Below are 22,633 nucleotides of genomic sequence, written 5' to 3'. Positions count from 1 at the left end.
TGCTCACGGGGAACAGGTATAGGCTCCACCCTTAGGAACGATGCATTCACACGATAAAGTGTATCGGGCCGTATTTCTTAGGTGCTATTATTCAGGTATAAGCTTACAGAAATGAAGTACAAAATTGTGGAAAACTCGCCCTTTGCGCGCATTGCACGACTGGTGCTCAGGAGCAGCAACGTTGCCATGGTGTTGGGCAAAACGATACACCTGAGCGGCGTGAAACGGGAAGGCTTTCTGAAAGACAGCGGCTGGGTGGCGCACGAGCTATGCCACATCCGGCAGTTTCAGGAGCACGGCTACCTGCGCTTCCTGTGGCTATACCTGCGCGAGTCGATGCGGGTGGGTTATTGGAACAACAAGTATGAAGTGGAGGCCCGCATCGCCGGCCTGAAAGGAGCGCGCGATATGCTGATTGCCGAAAAAGCTGACAGCTCGATCAATCCGACCGAGCTGCCTATACCTGCTGATGTGAAAAAGGAAGTCTGAAATAGGTATCACGACACACGTATCACGTAGCATGACTTCTTTAGATATAATCCGACAATAGATTTTGTGACAAAGGACAAAAGAACTAAGCGTTTTTTGTCCTTTGTCTTTTGTCGAAAAGTCCTTTGTCAATTTTTCAAAAGTCGTGCTACCTGATACGTGATACTTGATACTTGATACGCAGAAATACTACGCTTCGCGCCATTTGATGGTGCAGCCGATCGCCTTGGTGTTCGGCTGGCTCACGGCTTTGCCGGCTACCAGTTCGTCAAGGGCGGCCTCGGCGTATTTCTTCTGCACTTTCTCCGGCTCGCGTGAGTTGTCGTCTATGGTACCGATGTAGGCTACTTTAAAACTACCGTCCTTTTGCTTCTGCACGACATATAGGTGCGGTGTGCGGGTGGCTCCGTAGGCTTTGGTGATTTCCTGAGTTTCGTCATACACGTACGGGAACGGGAATTTCTTTTCTTTGGCGCGCACCTGCATGTGTTTGTAAGAGTCCTTCGGCGATGCCTTCACATCGTTCGGGTTGATGGCGATAACCGGGTAGCCTTTTGGTGCATACTTGTTGTGGAGGTTGATAATACGGTCTTCGTAAGCCACCGAGTAGGGGCAGGTGTTGCAGGTGAAGGTCACGATGAAGCCCTTGGCGTCTTTGTAGTCGGCCATCGAGATCATCTTGCCATCCACGTTTTTCAGTTTAAAATCGCGGGCCGTGTCGCCCACCTGGTAGCCAGAGTTGTCGGAGGCAGGTACAGCTGCCATCAGCACGCCCACCACCAGCAGGCAGGCCATGTAAAGGAACGGTATTCGGTTATTCTTCATAGTGATAGGTTATGGTTTATACTTGGTGATCAGTTCCTGTAACTCCTTTTCAGAGATTTCGCGCTCAATAAACTCGTACTGCCCGCGCTTGTTGTTGAAAAACATGGTGGCAGGTATAGCACCCGACCACTTGGGCTCGATGCGGTCGATCCAGGTGTTGCCGTCGGGCTCGTCGAGCAGGTATAGCCGCGACTGCAGCTTGCGCTTCTGCACAAAAGGCAGCACCCGCTTCTCCTTGTCCTGCACCGCATCCATGCTCACCAGAATCACGCGCACCGGCTGGTCTTTGTATTTCGCATTGGCGGCTTCAAAATAAGGCATTTCCTTGATGCAGGGCTTGCACCACGTGGCCCAGAAATTGACCACGTACAGTGTGTCGTGCGGCGCCTGGCGCAGTTCCTGCAACTGGTCGAACTTAATGGTCGGGACGGTTTGGGCCTGCGCTGCCGTGCAGGTGAGCAAGCCCGTGGCTAACAGTAAAATAAGTTGTTTCAGGTATACGGTCATGGTGCTATAACGAAACGGGCAACAGCCCTATTGCGAATGTTCCTTTCTAACAATTTGCCCTCCAAATCGTTTTGAATAAACGATACGCATGTTAAACTATAAAAACCAACTTAGAATGGCTAATAATCTGAAAGGAAAAAAGATAGCGATAGTAGTAACCGATGGCTTTGAGCAGGTGGAACTGACCGAGCCGAAAAAAGCCCTGGAAGAGGCAGGCGCCGAAACCCACCTTATTGCTCTGAAAGACGGCGAAGTGAAAGGCTGGAACCACACGGACTGGGGCGACAAATTCAAGGTTGACAAGACCATCGACAATGTAAACGCTGATGATTACAGTGCCCTCCTGCTGCCCGGTGGCGTGATGAGCCCCGACAAGCTGCGCGCCAACGAGAAAGTGGTGCGCTTTGTGAGCAGCTTCATGGAAAGCGGCAAGCCCGTCGCCGCTATCTGCCACGGACCCTGGACGCTGATCGAAACCGGTAAGTTGCAGGGCAAGAAAATGACCAGCTACCATACCCTGAAGACCGACCTGAAAAACGCCGGAGCCGAGTGGGTGGATCAGGAAGTGGTGGTGGACAATGGCCTGATCACGAGCCGCAAGCCGGACGATATACCTGCCTTCAACAAAAAGATGGTGGAGGAATTTGCTGAAGGCCATCACGAGCCGCGCTAAGCAGGCACCCGTCCATAACAAAAACCGCCGCGCCATACCTCTACAGGTATAGCGCGGCGGTTTTTTGTGTCTGCATTTAACCTTGGATAAGGGGCAGCAGCTGTTCGGCATGGCCCTCCAGCAAGACCACCAACGTAACATCCAGCACCAGTAGAAACAGCGCCTGCAGCGTGATGGATTGCCCGTAGCCCAGGTATTGCTCTGCCTTTGGCGAACTCAGGGATTTTTCCTTCAGGTAGGCGGCCAGCATCAGGAAAGCCAAATCCAGGCCAATGCTCAGGTATAGCAGCTTCAGGTTCCAGGAGTGGAATGCCACCGTCTCGGGCAGCGTGCGCGCACCAGCGTCTGCGGACAGGATATAATAGAGCGCCCCCCCTGCAATGATCATGTTCACGATGTTCCAGTAGATGTTCATCTGGAAAAAGTAACGCCTGTTGCGCGACGACTTGGTGAGTTTGATGCTGCTGATCAGGATGTTGATCAACGCCCAGACACCCAATACCAGCATCCCGAATTTCAGCGTCTCTGCCTGTTTTAAGTTAATTGCCGCTGCGGCGCTGCCCTGGGCGTTGGCCGTGAGGCAAAGTAGCAAAAGAGGCAACAGGCAAAGGTATTTTCTCATCATATGCGCGCAAATGGTTTGTGTAGGAACGAACTATGGGTGAGTTTAGCATAGTTAGGCTGGAATAAATGCAGGAACAGTACAATTGCTGTAACGCAACTATACCTGTAAGTGTTTGCTGGTTAGCTTATTGGCGGTATGCCACTATGTCCAGTCCAATATTGACGGACGGGTAAATCGTCCTGTTCCCCAGCGACTTATCGGTCCCGTAGGTGAGCTTCCAGTGCGTGCGGTCGATGTTGAAGTTGGCCCTGGCGCGCAGCACCGAGTCTTCCAGGTCAATACGGGCCGGAAAGCTGATGCTATGGGTTATACCTGTGATGGTGAGGTTACCCGTCACTTTGTGATTAGGATCTTTGATGCGCATTCGTTTTGTTTTGCCCTCGGTGGCAGGCGTTCCCTGGCGCTCCGTGCTGTCAAACGGGGCAATCGTGGTGATCACAAACGAGGCGGTGGGATGCTGCTCCACAGCAAAAAAATCGGCGGAGCGCAGTTGGTTTGTCAGTTTTATGTTGCCTGCCTGGTCAATGGCCCTGTCTTCCGATCGCACATTTGCCATGTCAAAGATTGTCTTCCCGCCGCGTAGTTCACCGTTGTGCAATGTGATCGTGCCTTCCCTGATAGGTATATAGCCATTGTGGCGGCCTGTCACTTTAGCGCCTATCCACGTGACGGTGCTCCTGGACGTGTCGATCCGAAAGATTTGGTCAGGGTTAAGTGGGGCCAGGAAGTTCGCGGCTGCGCCTATCTCTGCTTCGTCCGTTTTAACAGTGGTGTCGCAGGACATGCCGGAAAAGGCCAGCAGGGTCCAAAGCAGGGTGTAGAGCGGACGCAGTTTGTACGTATTCATAAGTATAGGCGCTGTATCTGGCGATACAGGGGTGGTTTTTTCGCATTATCCCGTTATTATAAAATACGTTATGCGCACTCAAAGGTCTGAAACAGAGGGTGCTATACCTGGTATTGAAACAAAACAGGGACCTGTTGCCGGCTCCCTGCGTCGAATTGATCGGAGGAGCGTAATGCCTTAAAAGCCGACGCCCAGGTATACCTGGAAAACGCCGTGCTTTAAGTCCTGGCTGATTTTCTGGCCCTGGTTATTCTCTTTGCGAAGGTCCTCCAGCCCCAGATTATACCTTGCCCCCAGCCTGAAGATGCTCAAACGCGCCTCAGCTCCGGCGGCTACGCCATAGGCAAAGGTGTTCAACGGCTCTATGCTCACTTCCGTGTCCTCTTCTTTGGCTGACATCAGCACGCCCACCTGCGGACCAAAATGCACACTCACCGTCTCAGTGATGTTGAACACGGCCAGAATGGGTACCTCCAGGTAATCGAAACGGAAAGTGGAGTCGTTGCGCTCAATGCCTTTGCGGGAGTAGAGCGCCTCGGGCTGTATGGAAAAGGTGTTGCCCAGCGAAAACTGGGTATAGACGCCCGCATGGAAAGTAGTGAGGCCTTTGAAATTGCCCAGCACCTCTTTGTCGCTGCCGCGGAGCGTGGCGAAGTTCACGCCGCCTTTGATGCCGAAGCCCGCGTTTCTGCCGCTGTCGCTGAACAGGTTATGATTCTGCTGTCCTGTTGAGGGGCCGTACTCAGTCTGGGCAAAAGCACCGGCTGAGATCAGGAAAGCAAGGAAGAGTAGTATCGGTTTTTTCATGGTGTTGGCTGGTTTAAATAGAAATCTGCGGTCGCGCAGCTTGCATATGGATTAATGTATAAAGTTATATATAGCGTTTTATATTTACTAAGGTTGCCTCCGGTTTGCGAATCAGCTTCCAGGTATAGCTTTTGGCTTGCTGGAATTGCGGGGAGATCATCAATTTTTTGGATTACACTGGGTATAGATGCTACCGAAAGAACTACCCAATAGGAGGGAAGAAGATAAAAATTTACCTGAAATTAACATGGAGTTAACACGAAATGGTGGATAATTCACGCTAATCAACATAGTTATCCACATTTTTCCACATTCTGAATGGGCATTTGTGGGCAATTATATAGGGTTTCAGGAATTTATGCACCTGTGTGTATAGCGTGTTTTACATAATGTTGTGTGCCTGTAATTGCACTGAAAATCAGGGATAAGTGAGCCGAAACTTGATTGGTTAGAAGCCCGGATCTATGTCCAGCGTACAGGAATAGGTGCATGTTTAAAAGCAAAAATGCGGCGGTGGATAAACCAGTCAAGGGGTTTAAATGTTAATTTTACGTTATGCTGAAAATTGCCTGGTCCGAGATATTCGCACATTCCCTGCCCGAAGGCCACCGCTTCCCGATGGCCAAGTACGACCTGCTGCCCGAGCAGCTGCTCTATGAGGGCACCATCACCCAAGACAACCTCTTCGCCCCCGAGCCGCTCGAAGAGCAATTCATCCTCGATACCCACGATGCCGCCTACTGGCAGCGCCTGCGCGACCTGGAGTTGAGTCCGTCGGAGATCCGCAAAACAGGCTTTCCGCTATCGGAGCAATTGGTGCAGCGGGAGGTGGTGATCATGAACGGCACCTTGCAGGCCTCGCTGTTTGCGCTGGATTTTGGTATCGGCATGAACATCGCCGGCGGCACGCACCACGCCTTTACGAATCGGGGGGAGGGTTTCTGCCTGCTCAACGACATTGCCATCGCCGCCAATCACCTGCTCAAATACAAAGGCATCAAAAAAGTGCTGGTAGTGGACCTGGACGTGCACCAGGGAAACGGAACTGCGCAGATTTTCCGGAACGAGCCGCGGGTGTTCACCTTCAGCATGCACGGCGGGCACAACTATCCTTTCCACAAAGAGCAGTCTGACCTGGACGTGCCGCTGGCGGAGGGCACGGATGACAAAACTTACCTGAAGTTACTGGGGGAGCACCTGCCGAGGCTGATGGATGAGCAGGAGCCCGATTTTGTGTTCTTTCAATCCGGGGTGGATGTGCTGGCTACCGACAAGCTGGGGAAGCTGGGCATGAGCATAGCCGGCTGCAAGGAGCGCGACCGCCTGGTGCTGGAGGTCTGCGCACGCCACCGTATACCTGTCACGGTGAGTATGGGCGGGGGCTACTCCAAACAGATCGCGCACATTGTAGAGGCGCACGCCAACACCTTCCGGCTGGCGCAGCAGCTCTTTTTCTAAACCTAAGGCCTGGACTTGAGCTTATCGTCTTCGCTCTTGCCTCGTGCGCCAGGGAGCAGCAGCTTGAGCAGGATGTAAACGATCGGTGCCAGTACGAGCACCAGAATCGCAAACAGGGCAATCTTGAGCATCTTCACAAAAATAGAGAGAACGAGTGCCGAGATAATGATGGAGACGATGAAGAGTATCCAGAAATTAAGCGTGCTTTTGTTCATGTCTTAAGGGTTAAGTGAGCGATTCAGCCATACCGGTCGCGGGCGTGCCGCAACACCAGGTATACAGCCGGTAGCAGCGTCGCCAGCAGGGCCAGTGCCAGCCATACATTCGTCACAAACTCACGGGACCAGGCGAAATAAAACGCCGCGGCAGCCAGCAGTACCGAAAGCAGGTAAGGCAAGTTGAGACGTCGCATCATAAGGGAGTAAGTTGGTATACCCAGTTAAGGTACTAATTGTTAGGCTTTTTTCAAAAGGAGCTGCCACCGGAACGCCCACATCCAGCGCAGGCTATACCTGTCTATACCTGCCTGTTGCACCAGTTGCTGCAGTTCCTCTTTTCTGAAAGCACGCCAAACGGAGAGTGGCGCATCGTGCCGGACCAGGTGCGATTCGGAGAAGGCTTTCGTGAGCCACTTGATGGAGTGGTAGGCCAGCCAGTGGCGGTGCAGGTCGTTGACGATGACGGCCATACCTGCCTGCCGGTGCAGTTGCCGGAACATCTGCACGAGTTGATCATCTGTGAAATGGTGGCAGAAAAGGCTGCAGACGATCATGTCATACCGCTGCCGCTGAAAGTTCTCCGAAAACACATCGTGCTGTTCCAGTTCAATTTCAGGGAAGCCGCCGCAGCGCTGCCGGGCGTAGCGCACCATAAAGTCGTTGGCGTCTATACCTGTGAGCTGCATGGGTATGTTTTTGCGGCGGGCCCACTTGGCAATGTGGCGCAGCGTGTCACCTCCTCCGCAGCCGATGTCGGCCAGGCGCAAGGGCGGACCCGTATACCCAGCCAGCAGCTGCTCCAGCGCATCGAGCACCACCTTATACCCGCCCAGCCAGGTGTTGATCACCTCCAGCTCTTCGAGGTTGCGCCGCAGCTCGTCCCCCGACAGGCTGAGGTCGTCCATCAGTTCGGCTTGGTTAGACCTTTGCTTCAGCATAGTGCACCCTCAGTAACATCGATTCCAATGTCAGGCCGGGGCCGAAGGCAAAGCTCAGCACCGGCTCGTCTTTTTCCTTTGTGGTCAGGCTCGCCATCAGCTCCTTCAGCACAAAGAGTACCGTCGCCGACGACATGTTGCCAAACTCGTGCAGCACACGGTAGGCAAAGCGGTTGTCATCGCGCGTCATACCCAGCTCCTGTTCGATCACCTCCAGGATGCGGCGGCCGCCGGGGTGTATGGCAAACAGCTTGATCTCCGACACCGTAGTGCGGAGCCCTTGCAGCAGGCGGTCGGTCAGTTGCCTAATGCCGTTTTTAATGAGATCCGGTACGTAGGAGGAGAGCGTCATCTCAAAGCCCGTGTCACCGATGTGCCAGGCCATTTCGCGTTTGCCGGCCGGGGCCAGGTCGCAGTGGAAAGACTGCAGCTCGAGGCTCACCTCCTGGCAAGGCTGGCCCTGCATGAGCACCGCCGCCGCGCCATCGCCAAACAGGGCGTTTGACACCAGGTGGTCCTCCTCGGGGTTCTTCTGAAAATGGATGGTGCAGATCTCGGTGCACACCAGCATCACCCTCGCACCCGGATCGGCTTTGCAAATGGCGTCGGCCAGTTTGATGGCGTTGAAAGCCGCGTAGCAGCCCATGAAATTAACAGCCGTGCGCTGCACCGAGGAGTTCAGTTCGAGTCGCTCCACGAGCTCAATGTCGAGGCCGGGCGCGTACATGCCGGTGCAGCTCACCGTGATCAGGTGCGTCAGGCTTTGGAGGGAAGTATCGCTCACCTGGTCCAGGCAATTGCGCACCGCCTGTTCCGAGAGGTCGAGGGCGTGCTTGCGGTATACCTCCATGCGTTTCTGCACGGTGGGGAAAGGCTCCAGATCGTGGGTGTTGGGGAAGAAGGTGAAGTCGCCGTTTTGGCGGGTAAAGTCTTCGAGCACACTGTAGCGCTGTCCTATACCTGACACGCGGTAAAGTGCCTTGAGTTTGCGGCTTCCCGCTTCATCGAGTTGGTGGGCCGCGGCCATGAAGTCAGCCACCTGCATCTGCGGGATTTTGTTGGGGGGATTAGCTGTGCCGATACCGCATATATAGCTTTTCATGAGCTGGTGTCCGTTCTAAGAATTCGATTCAAAGCAAAATAAAGGAATACTGTACCTGCTTCCTGCCCGTCTGATAGAAGCATAGCAGCAACAGGCAGGCAAGCACTATGTTTGTGCTTTTCCTATAAAAAGATGCAGCTACAGGTTTGGATTAGTACGAAAGCGGCCGTTTTAAGATGTAAGGGATTAGAAGGGCTGCCCGTGGGTCTGGCGCATGATCAGGCGCACGGCTGCCGGCAGGTAACGCAGCGTGCCCACCGCCATCTCCGAGAGCAGCGGGTTGCCAAACAGTCGCTGCACCGCACGGCCCAGCTGCAGGCGGCGCTTGAACTGCTTTTCCCAGGCCAGGGTATAGCCCCTTTCCAATTCCTGCCGGTTGCGACCGTTTTCGAAATAATGCACCACCTGCTCTGCCGCCAGCTTACCTGCATGGATGGCCATGGCCATGCCGTTTCCGCAAAGCGGCGTGATCATGCCGGCCGCATCACCGCACATGAGCAGGTGGTCTTCCACACAGGTTTTGGTGGCAAAGGAGATTTCGTTGATGACTTCAGGCTGCTCGTACAGGAATTCGGCCTCCGAAAAAATCCGGTGCAGGTGCGGATTCTGCTGTAAAACAGCCCGCTCCATGGCAGGTATAGACCCATTCCGGCGCAGGTTCTCGCGGGTGGTGAGGTAGCAGAAGCAGTAGCGGCCGTCTTCGATTGCCGATATACCGGCATAGCCATCCTGAAAATTATGCAGGGCGATGAGGTCAGTGGGCATGTCGAGGCGCAGGTGGTATTTTACGCCGATGTAAGGGGAGCGCTTTGCAAAGAAGGAGCGGTTGAGCTGCCGGTCTAAGGCGCTGCGCTTGCCAAACGCTCCCAGTGCCACCTCAGCCGTAAGGGTATCGCCGTCGGATAATTTGAGAACAAATTGGTCGCCCGCAAACCGCACGTCCTGCACCGCCGTTTGCAGCCGTACCTGTACCCCTTTCGCCAGGGCCACCTGGTACAGAAAGTGATCGAGGGTGTAGCGGCTCACGCCAAACCCGCCCAGGTCAAGGGGCGACTCCAGCATGACGCCTTTCGGTGAGGTGAGTTGAAAGCGGGAGATCGGAGCGGGGTTGAGGGCCGCCGGGTCTGCTCCGATGGCACGGAGATAAGGCAGCACTTCGTTCGAGACGTATTCGCCGCATACCTTATGCAGCGGGTAGGATTTTTTTTCGATCAGCGTCACGGAAAGTCCCTGGTTGGCCAGTGCGATTGCACTGGTCAGTCCGGCAAGGCCCCCTCCGATAACGGCTATCTGCATAATTGACAGGCAATATGTTTTAAGTCCAAAAAAACTTTCTGTTATTTGGTGAAAGCATCTGATTTGGTGCGTAAAATGCAAGAACAAATTGTTGCTCCAAACGTTAACAATATGGAACAACTTTTGTATATACTCAGAAGGACAAAATCTTAATTTTCAATATGAAGCAAATTATACTTACTTTCTTTTTCTCTATGACAGTCTTACTGGCAGATGCCCAGGTACGCGAGCCCGCTCCTGTACAAGCTGATACGAAGAGTAAGAGCCTGGAGCAACAGGAAAAGGAAGTTGCTATTTATCCTAACCCCAACAACGGGGTTTTTACAATTTCGTTTGCCCAGCTTAACACCCAGCAGGTGGAGTTGCGCATTTTAAATGTGATTGGAAACGAGGTGTATCATGAAGTGATCAGCCGACCTGACATTCATGCAACCAAGACCGTAGACCTGACCCGCCTTGCCAAGGGGCTATACTATGTCAAGATTGAGGCTGACGGCTACAGTTCTGTCAGACGGGTTGTCGTTAAATAAAGCAGCAACTATAAAACAAGAAAGGCCGCTCTGCAAACAGAGCGGCCTTTCTTGTTTTATGCTTTAGCGGATTATTCCGGCAGGATAGCTTTGGATACAAACCCTGTATAAGCGGTGGTGTCTCGGTGCACACGGGCTTTCACAAACATCACATCGGAAGTGTCGAGCACCTGGATGACCTGTGTGGTGTCGAAGCGGAGCAAACTGACCGCCTGAAAGCTGGCTGTTCTGTATACCTCTCCCCCCATCAGGGGCCGGGTGGCATAGAGTACATCTGCCGGGAGCCCCCCGGTTTCGCTGGCAACGGTAGCCTCAGATCCGTCTACCTCCGTGCTCCGATGCTCGCTGTTGCAGGCAGCAAGGCTGGTGAAGAGAGCCAGTACGCATACTGTTAAGGTTGTTTTCATGGTGTTAGAGAGTGGCTTCAGCTCCAAGATAGCGAATAAAATATAAAATCTAAAATATAGTGAACTGGCGAAGTAACTCAGCCTCTTGCTATTAAGGCGAAGTGGTGGGCCTAGCTCTTCAACCACGCCGGAAGACTCTTAAAATGGTGGCCCTGAGCAGAATCGAACTGCTATCTAAAGTTTAGGAAACTCCTATTCTATCCATTGAACTACAGGGCCCTGTGAACTATATGCCTGGCTGGTTCTTTTCAGCTCACTCTTGCCAGATATTTGCAAAAATGCGTTACACTCTGTGTTACACGTCTTCCAGAATCATAGCTAAACAGCACAAAGTTTAATAGCTGACTGTGCAAAGATAACTTTTCTGATTACATCATAAAAGGCGTAATACGTTTAAATAAAGTATGATTTACACATATAAGATACCGCGTGTCATTAACAACATCCTTTACTGAGGATTTACTTAAATTAGTGGCATTCTTTATACCCTTTTCATTGCATAAGGTATAAAGGCAGATAATTCATCTTTCTCACTACCCGACACCTCTATGGAAATTGTCATTTTAATACTCCTGACCCTGCTTAACGGCTTCTTCGCCTTGTCTGAGCTGTCCATCATCTCCGTTAACAGAAACAGGATTATGAACAAGGCAAAGCAGGGAAGCAAAAACGCGGAAACGGTTTTGAAACTGCTCGAATCGCCGGAGAATTTCCTGTCAGCCATACAGGTTGGCATCACGCTGATCGGCATTGTGTCTGGTGCCTATGGTGGGGCCGCCCTGTCCGACGATGTGAGGCAGTGGCTGGTAGGTATAGATTTTCTGGCGCCCTACGCCGATACGCTCTCCATTGTGCTGGTGATAGGACTTATCACTTACTTCACCATCGTGATCGGGGAGCTGATACCCAAAACCATAGCGCTTGGCAATGCCGACAACATCGCCCTTTTTGTAGCGCCCATCATCCAGGTGTTCACTAGCCTCACCCTTCCGTTGGTGAAGCTGCTCTCCGGCTCCACTAACCTGGTCATCAAAGTGCTCGGCATCAAGGAGCCGTCAGAAGAGAAGATGTCGGAAGAAGAGCTCCGGCAGATAATAAAGACAGCTGGCAAGCAGGGCATCCTGGCGAAGGAGGAAATTCAGCTGCACCAGAACATTTTCACTTACTCCGAGCAGCGCGCCAAAAACCTGCGCACCCACCGCATGGACGTGGAGTACATCGACATCAACCAGCCCATCGATGCCATCAGGGATATGATTCAGCACAGCGCGCACTCTAAATTTCCTGTGGGCGATGGCAGCTTCGATAAGATCATCGGGATACTGACGGCAAAGCGCTTCTACGAGTATCTGGCGGAGAATAAAGGGGAGCCGCTGCAAAGCGTTCTGCAGCCGCCCATTTACATCCCCGAAACCATGATGGTGAGCGTGGTGCTGAACATTTTCAAAAAGCAGAAGCAGTACCTGGGAATCGTGGTGGATGAGTACGGTTCGAGTGAAGGCATCATCACGCTGCATGACATCTTGGAAGCCATTGTGGGAGACATTCCGGATTTGGACGAGCATGATGAACCGGATGTTGTGAAAAGAGACGATGGATCGCTTCTCGTGAACGGCTCCATGGAAATCTACGACCTGAACCGGGAACTGAGGCGGGAGGTTATACCCAAAGACGCCGACAACTACGTTACGCTGGCCGGATTCATCTCCTATGAGCTGGACAAGCTGCCAGTCGCCGGCGACAAGTTTCAGATCAGCGGCTATGAGTTTGAGATAGTGGACATGGACGGGTTCAGGGTGGACAAAGTTATTCTAAAGCCCATTGAAAGCGAGGAAGCATCTTAGCTCGAACCAAGACCATTCTAATCTCCAAGCAAAAAAGAGAGCCTGGCATCAGTAGCCAGGCTCTCTTTCTGTTTTATACTTTTTGGTCTGGTAGCGTGCTACGCTAACCTCCGCAGGCTTTGTCTTATACCCATTACTTACTGGTTGGTCTGTTCTTGCGGGGACTGTTCTTGTGGAGTTTGCTGTCCCTGCGGAGTCTGCTCCTGTGGGGTTGGCTCCAGCATAGGTTCGTCGTACAGGGCGATGGAAATGCCGAAGGCGATCACGGTCAATATCAGCCCCACCATAAAAATAGAGTAGGAAACGCGCAGGATCTTATACTTGCGGCTCAGCACTTCACCCAAATAATAGATGTCGGTGATCATGTTTGTGTAAAGCGATTGTTTGTCGCGCATGATCTCGTGCATGCCGTTTTGGAAATCCTCCAGTGGGATATTGGTGAAGTTGCCGAAGAAGAGCAGGTTCACTTTTTTGCTGTCGATCTTCTTTCGGTTGAAAGAGAAACTCGTTACCTCCGGCTGCGCCGAAATAATGGCGAAGATCACCGAGCCAAGCGTGGTCAGCAACAGCGTACCCACCGGTATAAGCAGCGAACGGTGCTGGGCAAACTCAGCCCCCGTAATAGAGGTCTTGGTGCTCAGGTAGGTGATGATCACGGACATGATGATGGCGTTGAGGCTGATCATCATGTTGGCCTTGTTGTCAGCGATGGCGCTCAGGTTGAGGTGCGTGCGGTAGGTGTTGCGGAACATGGTTTCGATACCGCGTTTGGGCTGGGCCAGTGTTTCGCGCTGCTCTTTCTCTTCCTTCTTCAGCTTCTTCGACTCTTTCTGCAGCTGGTTGCGCTGCTCCTGTATGTTCAGGCCGAGCTGCTCAGCATATTTGTGCTGGGCCTTTGCGGTGTAGAAGGAGGTTGAGAGCAGGAACTCCATCTGGAACTGCGCCCACTCCTGATCCGTGAAAAACTTGTCTTTGAAGATCTCCCATTCCACACGCAGCAGCTCGGCTGTGGCAAAAAAGGTTTCTTTGCCGATGTTGGCCATGTCCGCATCCACGATGACCTCATGCAGCAGGGTTTGGGGTTTAATGCCGTGCCTGGTGGCCATAATGCAGTCAGTCACACGGGCAACGCGCTCGGGCGGGTAGTTCTTTTCCTGTAGCCAAGAGGCAGCATAATGTACGCTTTCTTCTTCATGCCCGTCGTAGGCTTTGATATAACCAGTGTCATGAAACCAGGCGGCCAGCTCCAGGTCCTGTAGTTCCTCAGGGCTCAGACCATGCAGTTCGCCTAGTTGCCGGGCTTCATTAGCAGTCTCGAAGGTGTGTTTGTAATTGTGGTAAACAAGCTTCTTGGACAGCTGTTCCTTAAAAAGCCTGAAAACGTACTCACTGGCTTGCTTGACGATATCTTGTTCTTCCATAACGGTATCTGCCGCTTTTGTCAGGGAGCTCTGCAAGTGGTGCATAGTTGTGAGCGGCGGTTGTAGGTAGTGCTATTATTCTTTTGCCGTTACGGTGAATACCGCTTTTTGTTGAAAGGGCCGGCCACAACGCACACTATGCCCTATATAGTAATGCAAAAACTTAATACAGCTGCCCTACGTTATTTATCTCAGCCCGGATGTAACCCTGAAGCTGCTTTCGCGCACTGACACCAACCATGCACCACCAAACCCAACCACTGCTTTTAGTCCTGGCCGGCCGGCAGCAACCTTATCGCCAAACGATGTGCCGTGGCCGGCTCACTTGCTTTCGCTAGACAGGACACCCCGTACACACAGAACCTTATGAAAAACCGTTTTCACCTTATACCTCTTATCCTGCGCCCCCTGGCTGTGGGCTTTTTCTTAGTGCTTCTGCAAGCCTGTGCCACGCAAAAACCTTACTACAGCCGCGATGTGCTCGACTGGCAGCAGACCGAGCCCAAAGCTGGCAACAAGCTAAACTACACCGTGTTCCTGATCGGCGACGTGGGGGCACCTGATCTGAAGCAGCAGGAGCCGTCACTCAAGCTCATGAAAAAGCAGATGAACGAAGCGGGCGCGCAAAGCACGACCGTCTTTTTAGGTGACAACGTGTACCACAACGGCCTGCCCGAGCCAGGCCGCTACGACCGGGAGGTATCCGAGCAGCGCCTTAACGCCCAGCTGGATGTGCTGCGGGGCTACCAGGGCGAAAAGTATATGATTCCGGGCAACCACGACTGGAACCACAGCGGTCGCGGCGGACTTGAGTTTGTAGTGCGTCAGCAGAATTACGTGAACGAGTACCTGACCGAGGAAGGCATTGTGGTGGGTGGCGACTTCTATGTGCCGGGCGACGGCTGTCCTGGTCCATACGAGGTGAAGATAAGCGATGATGTCGTATTGATTGCATTGGACTCGGAGTGGTGGCTGCACCCCTGGGAGCGTCCTTACGGTGCCGGCAGCAACTGCTGGGCATCTACGGAGGCCGATTTTCTGGTGAAGCTGGAAGACATTATAGAAAAGCACCAGGGCTCCAACATCGTGGTGGTAGCGCACCATCCCTTGTTCACACGCGGTAATCATGGCGGATTCTTCACACTGAAAGACCACGTTTTCCCGCTCACCATGCTACGCGACTGGATCTACCTGCCGCTGCCTGTCATCGGATCCATCTATCCGTTTGCCCGCAAGTATGGCGGCATCCTGCAGGACATTCCGCACCCGCGCTACAACGCTTACATCGAGGGACTGCTCAACATCTTTGATAAGTATGATAACATCGTGTATGCTGCCGGACACGAGCACTCCCTGCAGCATTTCAAGCACAACAAACTGGCCCACATTGTCAGCGGCTCGGGCTGTAAGATACAGCACGTAAAGCCGGGCGGCAACGCCATGTACACTCACCAGGTGAAGGGCTTTGCCAAGCTGATGTATTACGAAAACGGAGAGGCCTGGGTGGAATACTGGACGCCGGAGGGCGACGGCTCGGAGGGCACCATGACCTTCCGGACACCGCTCTACGCCAAGGAGCCACGCCGCAAGCGATCCGCGATAGTAGACGAAACCAACTACGCGGACAGTACTATTGTGGTGGCTGCCAACGAAAACTATACTGCCAGGGGGCTGCGTCGCACCATGCTGGGCGACCACTACCGCCGAGAGTGGGCCACACCGGTAGAGGTACCGTTGCTGGACATGCGCAACGAACTGGGCGGGCTCACTCCTTACCAGAAGGGGGGCGGCAAGCAAACGGCTTCGCTGAAAGTGCGCAACCCCGATGCCCGCGAGTATACCTTGCGCACCGTCGACAAGGACCCGACGATGGCACTGCCGGAGTACCTGCGCCAGACCGCTGCCAAAGCTTTACTACAGGACCAGGTCTCAGCCCAGCACCCTTATGGTGCACTGGCTATACCCCGGCTGGCAGATGGAGCCGGCGTGTTCCATACCAATCCGAAACTTGTGTACATTCCGCAGACGCCTTACCTGCGCCAGTACATGGATGAATTCAGCAACACGCTGGCTTTCCTGGAAGAGGATGCCGACGAAAACCACGAGGATGTGGAGAGCCTGGGCTTTGCCGAAAACCTGGTGGGCACCGACAAAGTGCTGAAAGAGTTGCGGCAGGACAACGACAACAAAGTAAACCAGCAGGAGTTTGTGCGCGCCCGTCTGTTCGACATGCTGGTAGGCGACTGGGACCGCCATGAGGGACAATGGCGCTGGAAGGAGGAGAAGACCGACAGCGGCAAGGTATACATCCCGGTACCCGAGGATCGCGACCAGGTGTTCTTCAAGGCCGACGGTGTAATACCCTGGCTGGCCACCCGGAAGTGGGGGGTGCGCAACGTCCAGAACTTCAGTCATGATTTCCGCGATATTGTGGGGCTCAACCTGAGTGCGCTTACCATCGACCGTACCTTTACCTCGGCCATCACCCGGCAGGACTGGATCCGCATTGCCGAAGAGATACAGGCCGGTGTGACGGATCAGGTGATTGAAGAGGCCATCAACCAATGGCCGGAAGAGGTGCGGGCCATATCAGGTGAGGAGATCAAAGCCAAACTGCGCTCCCGCCGCGACAAGCTGCCACAAGCTGCCGAAGCCTACTACGAACACCTCGCCGAGATGGTGGACGTGGCCGGCAGCGACAAGCATGAGCACTTTGTGGTGAACCGCCTCAACGATCAGGAAACCCACCTGACGGTGTACAAGATCAACAAAGAAGGCGAGTTGCGCGACACACTTTACAAGCGCACCTTCTATACCCCTGAAACCAAAGAACTTCGCCTGTACGGGCAGCGCGGAAAAGATATATTTGAAGTAAACGGGGATGTGAATAAAGGCATCTTAGTGCGCATCATCGGGGGCAACGACGAAGACGTGATCACCGACAAGTCGCGTGTAGCCGGCATTAAACGGCATACGATTGTGTATGATACAGAAGAAGGCAACGTGTTCAACTTCGGACCTGAGACAAAAGTCCGTACCAGTGTTAGTCCGGATGTGAATTTCTATGACCGTGACAATTACAAACTGCCCTACATAGGGCCTCGTCTGTCGCTGGAGTATAACGTGGACGACGGGCTGTTTGTGGGAGCCGGTATACTGGCCCGTACACACAAGTTCCGCAAATCACCTTATGCTTCGGAGCACCTGCTGGAGGGCAACTATGCCTTTTACACAAACTCCTTTAACGTGCGCTATACCGGTGATGTGCGGCAGGTGTTCGGCAACTGGAACATCGGTGTGAATGCTGCCATTCAGGGCCCGCAGTACCAGCGCAACTTCTACGGCTACGGCAACGACACCCGCCAGCAGGACGGGGAGGATGATTCCTTTTACCGCGTCCGGTTTAAGCGGGCGAACGTAGGAGCAACCCTCAATAACAACCTGGCTCCTTTCTTCAAAGTAGGTATAGGCCCTACTTACGATCGCTTCCGGGTAGTGAACTCTGAGCAGGACACCTACCTGGTGAACGAGGCACTGAGCGGCCGTTTGGAGCCAGGTACCTATGACTTTGAGCAGGATCGTTTCGAATCGCACCACTATGTGGGCCTGATGGCTTTTGCCGACATGGATGTGCTGGGGGAAGGCAATCAGAAGAACCCGCGCATCGGGATGCGCCTGCACAACCGCTTGAGTTACAACAAGCAGACCGACGGCGAAGGGCTGAGCTATACCCATGTAAGCTCTGAGTTCGCCTTCTACCTGACGCCTAACTTCCCTTTCCAGCTCACCTGGGCGGGCCGTGTGGGGGCAGCGCATAACTTCGGCGACTTCCGTTTCTACCAGGCCAATACGCTGGGTGGCATGGACAACATGCGCGGCTACCGCCGTACCCGCTTTGCCGGCCGCAGCGCAATCTTTGGCAATGCTGAAGCGCGCCTGTCGCTCTTTGACTTTAACCTGTACCTGACACCGGGCAGGCTCGGGGTGCTGGGCCTGTATGATGTGGGTCGCGTATACCACGACGGCGAACGCGAATCAGCCTTCTTCCGCAGCCTGCATACGAGCATTGGTGGCGGTGTATGGGCCGATATTATGCAGAAGAATGTCATCGTGCTGACCTATGCCAAAGGCGATGTGGATCGGCTGTGGACATTAAGCTTCGGCTTTTTATTCTAAAATAAACTAAAGACGTATAGCAAAAAGTGCCTCAGTTTTGGCACTTTTTGCATTTACCGCCATGTAATTAGCCACAAACTATGAAACTAATCCTACCCAAATTACTCCTTATCCCTTTGCTCCTGATAGGAGAACGCGCACTCGCCCAGGAAACCGAACAGGACCTGTCCGATGTGCAAAAACAAACCAAAGATTACGCCAGCCCGGGCGTAAGGGGCATGGGCAAGAGCCGGGGTATTGTGATCGGCTACGAGCGCCTGCCACAGTTCGACATGGAATCGGAGTCGGACCACCCGGAGGTGGGCAACGGACGGGCACGGGTGCGGCGGCACAATAAGTTTTTTGTGCGGGCACTGGCTCCTGTCATGAACAAGCCGCAAACCAAGCTGATACTAGGTATAGACCATAAGTTTGAGGAGTTCAACTTCGAGAACGTATCGCCGGCCTCCTACAGCCTGTACCGCAACCTGGAAGACAAAAACCTGAAGAGCCTGGGCCTGCAGCTGGCTTTCCTGCACTCTTTTGACGAGGTGCGCTTCCTGCTGGTGCGCGCCAAGGGCGAGCTCAACGGCGACTATACCCGCGACAACGTCAACGTGTCAGATTACCTGAAGACCACTGTAGACGTGGGCTACGGTTGGAAGCGCAGCCCTGACTTTGCCTGGGGCATCGGCTTCCAGCTGGGCTATACTTTCGGGCGGCAGCGCCTCTACCCGGGCATCATCTACAACCGCACCTTCAACGACCGCTGGGGTGTGGAATCGATCTTTCCGGCCAACCTGCGGGTACGCTACAACGTGTCTGAAAAGACGCTCCTTTACACCGGCTACCGCATTGAAGGGGCCAGCTACAACCTCTACGCCAGCGAACCACCGCTCTCCCAGTTCAACGACATCGAGCTGCGCCGCACCGACATCAAAGGCCTGTTGCGGTTGGAGCAGGAGATCTATGATTTTTTGTGGTTTGCCGTGGAAGGGGGCTTCAGGCAGTACTACCGCCACCGTGCTTTCGACGAGGTAGGCTCACGTGACGAGCTGATCAAAAACACGCTGAAAGGAGCAGGCTACATTGGGATAGAGCTTTACGCGGTACCGCCCCGCAAGCTGCTGGAGCGCAGCCAGAACCGCTAATAAGCGAAGGTATAGAAGCACAAAGCCTGACTTGCAGGTATGCGAGTCGGGCTTTGCTTTTGGATAAGGTATAATTACTTCGATTTTCGGATCGGTTCCATCCCTTCGGGTATAAGCTTGCGCAGATACTCATAGGTAGCGTACTGCGACCGGATATCGGCAGGACTCTCCTGCTTTATATAATTGTTGTCGATGTCGCGGGCCTTGGTGTCGTCGGCTAGCTGCAGATCGATGATCGCACGCAATTGCTCCACAAGGTCCTTCTGCAGGATCGGGAAAGCCACTTCCACACGGCGGCTCAGGTTGCGCGTCATCCAGTCGGCGGAGGCCACGTAGTATTCTTCTTTGCCGTCGTTGTGGAAGATGTATACCCGCGCATGCTCCAGGTAGCGGTCCACGATGCTGCGCACCCGGATGTTTTCGCTCAGCCCCTCCACGCCCGGCACCAGGCAGCAAATGCCGCGCACCAGCAACTCGATCTTCACACCGGCCTGGCTGGCGGCGTACAGCTTGTTGATCATGCGTTCGTCCTGCAGGGCGTTCATCTTGAGGATCATGGACGCAGGCTTGCCTTTGCTGGCGTTCTTTATTTCCCGGTTGATCAGATCCACAAAGCGATCCTGCATGTTGATCGGGGCCATCAGCAGTTTCTTGAATTTCTTGTCGTGCTGTCGATCGATGAAGAAGTTGAATACCTGCTCCACATCCTGTGTGATGGTTTGGTTGGAGGTGAACAAGGCATGGTCAGCGTAGATTTTGGAAGTGTCTTCGTTGTAGTTGCCCGTGCTCAGGTAGGCGTAGTTCACCAGTTGGCCGTCCTCGTTGCGGGTGATCAGGCCTAGTTTGGTGTGCACCTTCAGGTCAGGCAGGCCCAGTATGACGTTGGCGCCGGCCTTCTGCAGCTTGCCCGCCCAGAAGATGTTCGACTCCTCATCAAAGCGGGCTTTGAGCTCCACCACCACGGTTACCAGTTTGCCGCTCTTGGCAGCCTTTACCAGCGATTTGGCAATGGCCGAGTCCTCGGCTACGCGGTAGAGGGTGGCGCTTATGGCGGTCACCTTGGGGTCGTTGGCGGCTTCCTCGAACAGGCGCAGCACGTAGTCGAAGGACTGGTAAGGGTAGTGCGCCAAGTAGTCCTGCTTTTTCATGGCCTCGATCAGGCTTTCTTCCTTCTCCAGAAGCGGGTGCACCAGCGTTGGCTGCGGCGAGTATTTCAGGTCCGGCAGGTCAAAGTCGGGGAAGCCAAAGAAGTCGCGGAAGTTGTGGTACTTGCTGCCCTCCACCAGTTCATCTTCGGAGATGCCGGTATGCGCCATGATGGCCTCCAGCATCGGTCTGGGGGTAACGGGGTCGTAGAGCAGGCGGGCCGGGTAGCCGGTTTCACGCTTCTGCAGGCTCTTCTGGATCTTGGCCATCAAACTGCCCGATACCTCTTCTTCAATATCCAGTTCGGCGTCGCGCGACACTTTCACGGCATGTGCCTCAAAGCGGGTATAGTTCGGGTATAGGGCAGGCAGGCAGCAGCGAATCACGTCATCAATGAACATCACGTAGCGCTCCTCACCCTCAGTAGGGAGCTTCACAAAGCGGCCGCCGTGCTTTTTGGTGGGTATCTCGAGCATGGAGAAGCGCTCCGGCTTCAGGTCTTTCTCTTTCGGGTCGAAGAGTTGCACGCCCAGGTATACGGTTTGGTCTTTCAGGAAAAAGTGCGTCTCGGTATCGTCCAGCAAAAGCGGCAGGATGTGGGGCTGTATGTGCTCGGCAAAGTACGTCTGTACCCATTTCTGCTGCTCTGTGCTCAGGTCGTTCTCGGTGAGCAGGTGGATGTTTTGCTGGCGAAGGTCGGCCAGTATGCCTTCTCTGAACACCTCTCCGAACTCCTCCTGTTGGCGTTTTACCTCCTGCATCACCTGCTCAAAAGTATCGGCAGGGTCTTCGGACAGTTTGTCTCGGGTCTTCTTTTTGAGTTTGATGAGGCGCTTGAGCGTGGCCACGCGCACTTTGAAGTACTCGTCCAGGTTCGACGAGAAGATGGCCATGAACTTGATGCGTTCCAGCAGTGGCACCGTGCGGTCTTTTGCCTCCTGCAGCACACGGTAGTTAAAGGCAAGCCAGCTGAGCTCACGGTTGATCAGCGGTGTGGTGGTTGGTTCTTTATCTTGGGTATTGGTTTCCATGGTTTGGTTTGTTGCCTGGTGGGGCAATGGTGTAAAGGTATAGACAGGGTGGTCGGTTATGGGGTTGTAGCCGGCCACGCCGCTGTGCTGTGTTATTTGTTATTGCTGGGCACTTCGTAAAATAAAAGCCCGGCATTGCTGCGGTTGATGTCGTGCCAGCTTTCGCAGTCGAAGCGGAGCGCGACCACCCCGGCCGTGGGCATGCTGGTGAGAGGCTTGGGCGAGAGCATGTTGGCAAACTCCGAGATGGCATCATTGTGGCCCACCATCAGCATGCTATCCACATCAGCGGGCGCCTCGCGGACAATCTCCAGCAGTTCTGCAGCGCTGGCGCCATATATGCGGTCATCTATTGCAATGTCATCGGCATCGTAATCGAGCTCGCGGGCCACCAGCGTGGCGGTAGTGATTGCCCGTACCGCAGGGCTCGACAGGATGAGCTGGATTTTGGCGTTGTTGGCCACTAGTTCCTGCCCCATGAGCGGGGCATCTGTACGGCCGCGTTTGTTAAGAGGTCGGTCATGGTCGCTCAGCTCCTCAAACTTCCAGCTGGACTTGGCATGACGCATGATATATAAGGTTTTCATAAGATGATTCACATTCAGAAAGGTATACCAGCGCGCCTGTTACATAGCGCGTCTGCTATACATGCTGTTTACTGAAAGCAGTGGAAAATAGTTGTGATAGAGGAGGGGGAGTCTGCCAGTAGGGCACACGGATGATGATTTGCTGGTATCAGGTCCGCCTGCAGTAAAAGCGGATAGTCCCGCCTGTGCCTTGCGTTGTAGCAGCGGCCGTTGCAGGTAATAGCTGACTATACCGACTTTGTAGCTACGGCTGTTATAGGTATAGCAACCTGAGTTGTTGTATCGCTTCGCCTGTGCGGCGGGCACCGTATGCCCTGGCCGGGCGGGCCTCACTTTTTTCCTTGATGAAAAAAGTAAGCAAAAAAATCAAGACGCTCCAAACTCGCTGAACGCTCGAACAGTGGAGCGCCATTTAGTGCACCCGGCTAAGGCTGTTTGTTTCATTGCCATCGGGGCAAGTTAGTCTTGCTATACCTGTCAGTGGTCTGTGCTACAAAACTTATACCTTGGAATGGCAGTTTCAGATTCCCCGCCTTAGACAAGGAGGGGTTAGGGGTGGTTGGACCCGGTACAGCG

The 22,633-nt window shown here is 53.8% G+C and carries 21 protein-coding genes and 1 tRNA gene; 7 read left to right on the top strand and 15 right to left on the bottom strand.

Annotated features, from left to right (window positions below; translation table 11 throughout):
- Positions 1 to 111: 111 nt before the first annotated feature.
- Positions 112 to 489 carry a hypothetical protein gene (locus IEV97_RS05635; protein ID WP_188500544.1) on the top strand — a complete coding sequence of 126 codons (378 nt, stop codon included), beginning with the start codon at positions 112 to 114 and terminating at the stop codon, positions 487 to 489.
- Between the two features lie 189 nt (positions 490 to 678).
- On the opposite strand, the gene IEV97_RS05630 is transcribed toward IEV97_RS05635, so the two are convergent.
- Entirely contained in the window at positions 679 to 1,314 is a 636-nt protein-coding gene (locus tag IEV97_RS05630; protein ID WP_188500543.1) for a thioredoxin family protein, read from the bottom strand.
- Positions 1,315 to 1,323: 9 nt separating this feature from the next.
- Positions 1,324 to 1,821 (bottom strand): TlpA family protein disulfide reductase, encoded by a 498-nt coding sequence (locus tag IEV97_RS05625; RefSeq protein ID WP_229733818.1) that lies wholly within the window; start codon positions 1,819 to 1,821, stop codon positions 1,324 to 1,326.
- A gap of 115 nt (positions 1,822 to 1,936) precedes the next feature.
- Here IEV97_RS05625 and IEV97_RS05620 point away from each other — a divergent pair, with 115 nt between their 5' ends.
- On the top strand, positions 1,937 to 2,494 hold the full coding sequence (locus IEV97_RS05620; protein ID WP_188500542.1) for a type 1 glutamine amidotransferase domain-containing protein: 558 nt from the start codon (positions 1,937 to 1,939) through the stop codon (positions 2,492 to 2,494).
- Positions 2,495 to 2,570: 76 nt separating this feature from the next.
- On the opposite strand, the gene IEV97_RS05615 is transcribed toward IEV97_RS05620, so the two are convergent.
- The 3 genes from IEV97_RS05615 to IEV97_RS05605 form a co-directional block, all read right to left on the bottom strand.
- On the bottom strand, positions 2,571 to 3,119 hold the full coding sequence (locus IEV97_RS05615) for a DUF6992 family protein (protein WP_229733817.1): 549 nt from the start codon (positions 3,117 to 3,119) through the stop codon (positions 2,571 to 2,573).
- Positions 3,120 to 3,243: 124 nt separating this feature from the next.
- Positions 3,244 to 3,966 (bottom strand): YceI family protein, encoded by a 723-nt coding sequence (locus tag IEV97_RS05610; protein ID WP_188500541.1) that lies wholly within the window; start codon positions 3,964 to 3,966, stop codon positions 3,244 to 3,246.
- A gap of 177 nt (positions 3,967 to 4,143) precedes the next feature.
- Complete coding sequence (locus IEV97_RS05605; RefSeq protein ID WP_188500540.1) at positions 4,144 to 4,773, bottom strand: porin family protein; 630 nt, start codon at positions 4,771 to 4,773, stop codon at positions 4,144 to 4,146.
- A gap of 555 nt (positions 4,774 to 5,328) precedes the next feature.
- Between IEV97_RS05605 and IEV97_RS05600 the strand changes: the two genes are divergently transcribed.
- The gene (locus IEV97_RS05600) at positions 5,329 to 6,231 is read left to right on the top strand and encodes a histone deacetylase family protein (RefSeq protein WP_188500539.1); all 903 of its coding nucleotides are present in this window, start codon (positions 5,329 to 5,331) and stop codon (positions 6,229 to 6,231) included.
- A gap of 2 nt (positions 6,232 to 6,233) precedes the next feature.
- Here IEV97_RS05600 and IEV97_RS05595 read toward each other — a convergent pair whose 3' ends face one another.
- The 5 genes from IEV97_RS05595 to IEV97_RS05575 form a co-directional block, all read right to left on the bottom strand.
- Positions 6,234 to 6,446 (bottom strand): hypothetical protein, encoded by a 213-nt coding sequence (locus IEV97_RS05595; protein ID WP_188500538.1) that lies wholly within the window; start codon positions 6,444 to 6,446, stop codon positions 6,234 to 6,236.
- 23 nt (positions 6,447 to 6,469) lie between these two features.
- The gene (locus tag IEV97_RS05590; protein WP_188500537.1) at positions 6,470 to 6,646 is read right to left on the bottom strand and encodes a hypothetical protein; all 177 of its coding nucleotides are present in this window, start codon (positions 6,644 to 6,646) and stop codon (positions 6,470 to 6,472) included.
- A gap of 39 nt (positions 6,647 to 6,685) precedes the next feature.
- Positions 6,686 to 7,387, bottom strand: coding sequence for a methyltransferase domain-containing protein (locus tag IEV97_RS05585; protein ID WP_188500536.1), 702 nt, complete (start codon positions 7,385 to 7,387; stop codon positions 6,686 to 6,688).
- Complete coding sequence (locus IEV97_RS05580) at positions 7,368 to 8,489, bottom strand: type III polyketide synthase (RefSeq protein WP_188500535.1); 1,122 nt, start codon at positions 8,487 to 8,489, stop codon at positions 7,368 to 7,370. The genes IEV97_RS05585 and IEV97_RS05580 overlap by 20 nt, the downstream gene beginning before the upstream one ends.
- A 186-nt stretch (positions 8,490 to 8,675) precedes the next feature.
- The gene (locus IEV97_RS05575) at positions 8,676 to 9,785 is read right to left on the bottom strand and encodes an NAD(P)/FAD-dependent oxidoreductase (protein WP_188500534.1); all 1,110 of its coding nucleotides are present in this window, start codon (positions 9,783 to 9,785) and stop codon (positions 8,676 to 8,678) included.
- Between the two features lie 161 nt (positions 9,786 to 9,946).
- Here IEV97_RS05575 and IEV97_RS05570 point away from each other — a divergent pair, with 161 nt between their 5' ends.
- The gene (locus tag IEV97_RS05570; protein ID WP_229733816.1) at positions 9,947 to 10,315 is read left to right on the top strand and encodes a T9SS type A sorting domain-containing protein; all 369 of its coding nucleotides are present in this window, start codon (positions 9,947 to 9,949) and stop codon (positions 10,313 to 10,315) included.
- 71 nt (positions 10,316 to 10,386) lie between these two features.
- Here IEV97_RS05570 and IEV97_RS05565 read toward each other — a convergent pair whose 3' ends face one another.
- Positions 10,387 to 10,722, bottom strand: a complete 336-nt coding sequence (locus tag IEV97_RS05565) for a hypothetical protein (protein ID WP_188500533.1) — start codon at positions 10,720 to 10,722, stop codon at positions 10,387 to 10,389.
- Between the two features lie 144 nt (positions 10,723 to 10,866).
- Positions 10,867 to 10,941 (bottom strand) — tRNA-Arg (locus IEV97_RS05560).
- 329 nt (positions 10,942 to 11,270) lie between these two features.
- Here IEV97_RS05560 and IEV97_RS05555 point away from each other — a divergent pair.
- Positions 11,271 to 12,566 carry a hemolysin family protein gene (locus IEV97_RS05555; RefSeq protein ID WP_188500532.1) on the top strand — a complete coding sequence of 432 codons (1,296 nt, stop codon included), beginning with the start codon at positions 11,271 to 11,273 and terminating at the stop codon, positions 12,564 to 12,566.
- Between the two features lie 137 nt (positions 12,567 to 12,703).
- On the opposite strand, the gene IEV97_RS05550 is transcribed toward IEV97_RS05555, so the two are convergent.
- On the bottom strand, positions 12,704 to 13,987 hold the full coding sequence (locus IEV97_RS05550; protein ID WP_229733815.1) for a Pycsar system effector family protein: 1,284 nt from the start codon (positions 13,985 to 13,987) through the stop codon (positions 12,704 to 12,706).
- Positions 13,988 to 14,353: 366 nt separating this feature from the next.
- Here IEV97_RS05550 and IEV97_RS05545 point away from each other — a divergent pair, with 366 nt between their 5' ends.
- Complete coding sequence (locus tag IEV97_RS05545; RefSeq protein ID WP_229733814.1) at positions 14,354 to 18,163, top strand: metallophosphoesterase; 3,810 nt, start codon at positions 14,354 to 14,356, stop codon at positions 18,161 to 18,163.
- 80 nt (positions 18,164 to 18,243) lie between these two features.
- Positions 18,244 to 19,293, top strand: a complete 1,050-nt coding sequence (locus IEV97_RS05540; RefSeq protein WP_188500530.1) for a DUF6268 family outer membrane beta-barrel protein — start codon at positions 18,244 to 18,246, stop codon at positions 19,291 to 19,293.
- 74 nt (positions 19,294 to 19,367) lie between these two features.
- On the opposite strand, the gene ppk1 is transcribed toward IEV97_RS05540, so the two are convergent.
- Positions 19,368 to 21,470, bottom strand: coding sequence for a polyphosphate kinase 1 (ppk1, locus tag IEV97_RS05535; RefSeq protein WP_188500529.1), 2,103 nt, complete (start codon positions 21,468 to 21,470; stop codon positions 19,368 to 19,370).
- A gap of 92 nt (positions 21,471 to 21,562) precedes the next feature.
- Positions 21,563 to 22,057, bottom strand: coding sequence for a SixA phosphatase family protein (locus IEV97_RS05530; RefSeq protein ID WP_188500528.1), 495 nt, complete (start codon positions 22,055 to 22,057; stop codon positions 21,563 to 21,565).
- Between the last annotated feature and the right edge of the window lie 576 nt (positions 22,058 to 22,633).

The organism is Pontibacter amylolyticus, assembly GCF_014638845.1.
GTDB classification, from domain to species: Bacteria; Bacteroidota; Bacteroidia; order Cytophagales; family Hymenobacteraceae; genus Pontibacter; species Pontibacter amylolyticus.
The sequence above is the reverse complement of the archived record's forward strand: the minus strand, read 5'-3'. Positions and strand labels throughout refer to the sequence as shown.

What these genes read in the sequence shown, in the direction of transcription:
- IEV97_RS05635 (WP_188500544.1), top strand. Translation starts at nt 112, where the DNA reads ATGAAGTACAAAATTGTGGAAAACTCGCCCTTTGCGCGCATTGCACGA.
- IEV97_RS05630 (WP_188500543.1), bottom strand. Translation starts at nt 1,314, where the DNA reads ATGAAGAATAACCGAATACCGTTCCTTTACATGGCCTGCCTGCTGGTG.
- IEV97_RS05625 (WP_229733818.1), bottom strand. Translation starts at nt 1,821, where the DNA reads ATGACCGTATACCTGAAACAACTTATTTTACTGTTAGCCACGGGCTTG.
- IEV97_RS05620 (WP_188500542.1), top strand. Translation starts at nt 1,937, where the DNA reads ATGGCTAATAATCTGAAAGGAAAAAAGATAGCGATAGTAGTAACCGAT.
- IEV97_RS05615 (WP_229733817.1), bottom strand. Translation starts at nt 3,119, where the DNA reads ATGATGAGAAAATACCTTTGCCTGTTGCCTCTTTTGCTACTTTGCCTC.
- IEV97_RS05610 (WP_188500541.1), bottom strand. Translation starts at nt 3,966, where the DNA reads ATGAATACGTACAAACTGCGTCCGCTCTACACCCTGCTTTGGACCCTG.
- IEV97_RS05605 (WP_188500540.1), bottom strand. Translation starts at nt 4,773, where the DNA reads ATGAAAAAACCGATACTACTCTTCCTTGCTTTCCTGATCTCAGCCGGT.
- IEV97_RS05600 (WP_188500539.1), top strand. Translation starts at nt 5,329, where the DNA reads ATGCTGAAAATTGCCTGGTCCGAGATATTCGCACATTCCCTGCCCGAA.
- IEV97_RS05595 (WP_188500538.1), bottom strand. Translation starts at nt 6,446, where the DNA reads ATGAACAAAAGCACGCTTAATTTCTGGATACTCTTCATCGTCTCCATC.
- IEV97_RS05590 (WP_188500537.1), bottom strand. Translation starts at nt 6,646, where the DNA reads ATGATGCGACGTCTCAACTTGCCTTACCTGCTTTCGGTACTGCTGGCT.
- IEV97_RS05585 (WP_188500536.1), bottom strand. Translation starts at nt 7,387, where the DNA reads ATGCTGAAGCAAAGGTCTAACCAAGCCGAACTGATGGACGACCTCAGC.
- IEV97_RS05580 (WP_188500535.1), bottom strand. Translation starts at nt 8,489, where the DNA reads ATGAAAAGCTATATATGCGGTATCGGCACAGCTAATCCCCCCAACAAA.
- IEV97_RS05575 (WP_188500534.1), bottom strand. Translation starts at nt 9,785, where the DNA reads ATGCAGATAGCCGTTATCGGAGGGGGCCTTGCCGGACTGACCAGTGCA.
- IEV97_RS05570 (WP_229733816.1), top strand. Translation starts at nt 9,947, where the DNA reads ATGAAGCAAATTATACTTACTTTCTTTTTCTCTATGACAGTCTTACTG.
- IEV97_RS05565 (WP_188500533.1), bottom strand. Translation starts at nt 10,722, where the DNA reads ATGAAAACAACCTTAACAGTATGCGTACTGGCTCTCTTCACCAGCCTT.
- IEV97_RS05555 (WP_188500532.1), top strand. Translation starts at nt 11,271, where the DNA reads ATGGAAATTGTCATTTTAATACTCCTGACCCTGCTTAACGGCTTCTTC.
- IEV97_RS05550 (WP_229733815.1), bottom strand. Translation starts at nt 13,987, where the DNA reads ATGGAAGAACAAGATATCGTCAAGCAAGCCAGTGAGTACGTTTTCAGG.
- IEV97_RS05545 (WP_229733814.1), top strand. Translation starts at nt 14,354, where the DNA reads ATGAAAAACCGTTTTCACCTTATACCTCTTATCCTGCGCCCCCTGGCT.
- IEV97_RS05540 (WP_188500530.1), top strand. Translation starts at nt 18,244, where the DNA reads ATGAAACTAATCCTACCCAAATTACTCCTTATCCCTTTGCTCCTGATA.
- ppk1 (WP_188500529.1), bottom strand. Translation starts at nt 21,470, where the DNA reads ATGGAAACCAATACCCAAGATAAAGAACCAACCACCACACCGCTGATC.
- IEV97_RS05530 (WP_188500528.1), bottom strand. Translation starts at nt 22,057, where the DNA reads ATGAAAACCTTATATATCATGCGTCATGCCAAGTCCAGCTGGAAGTTT.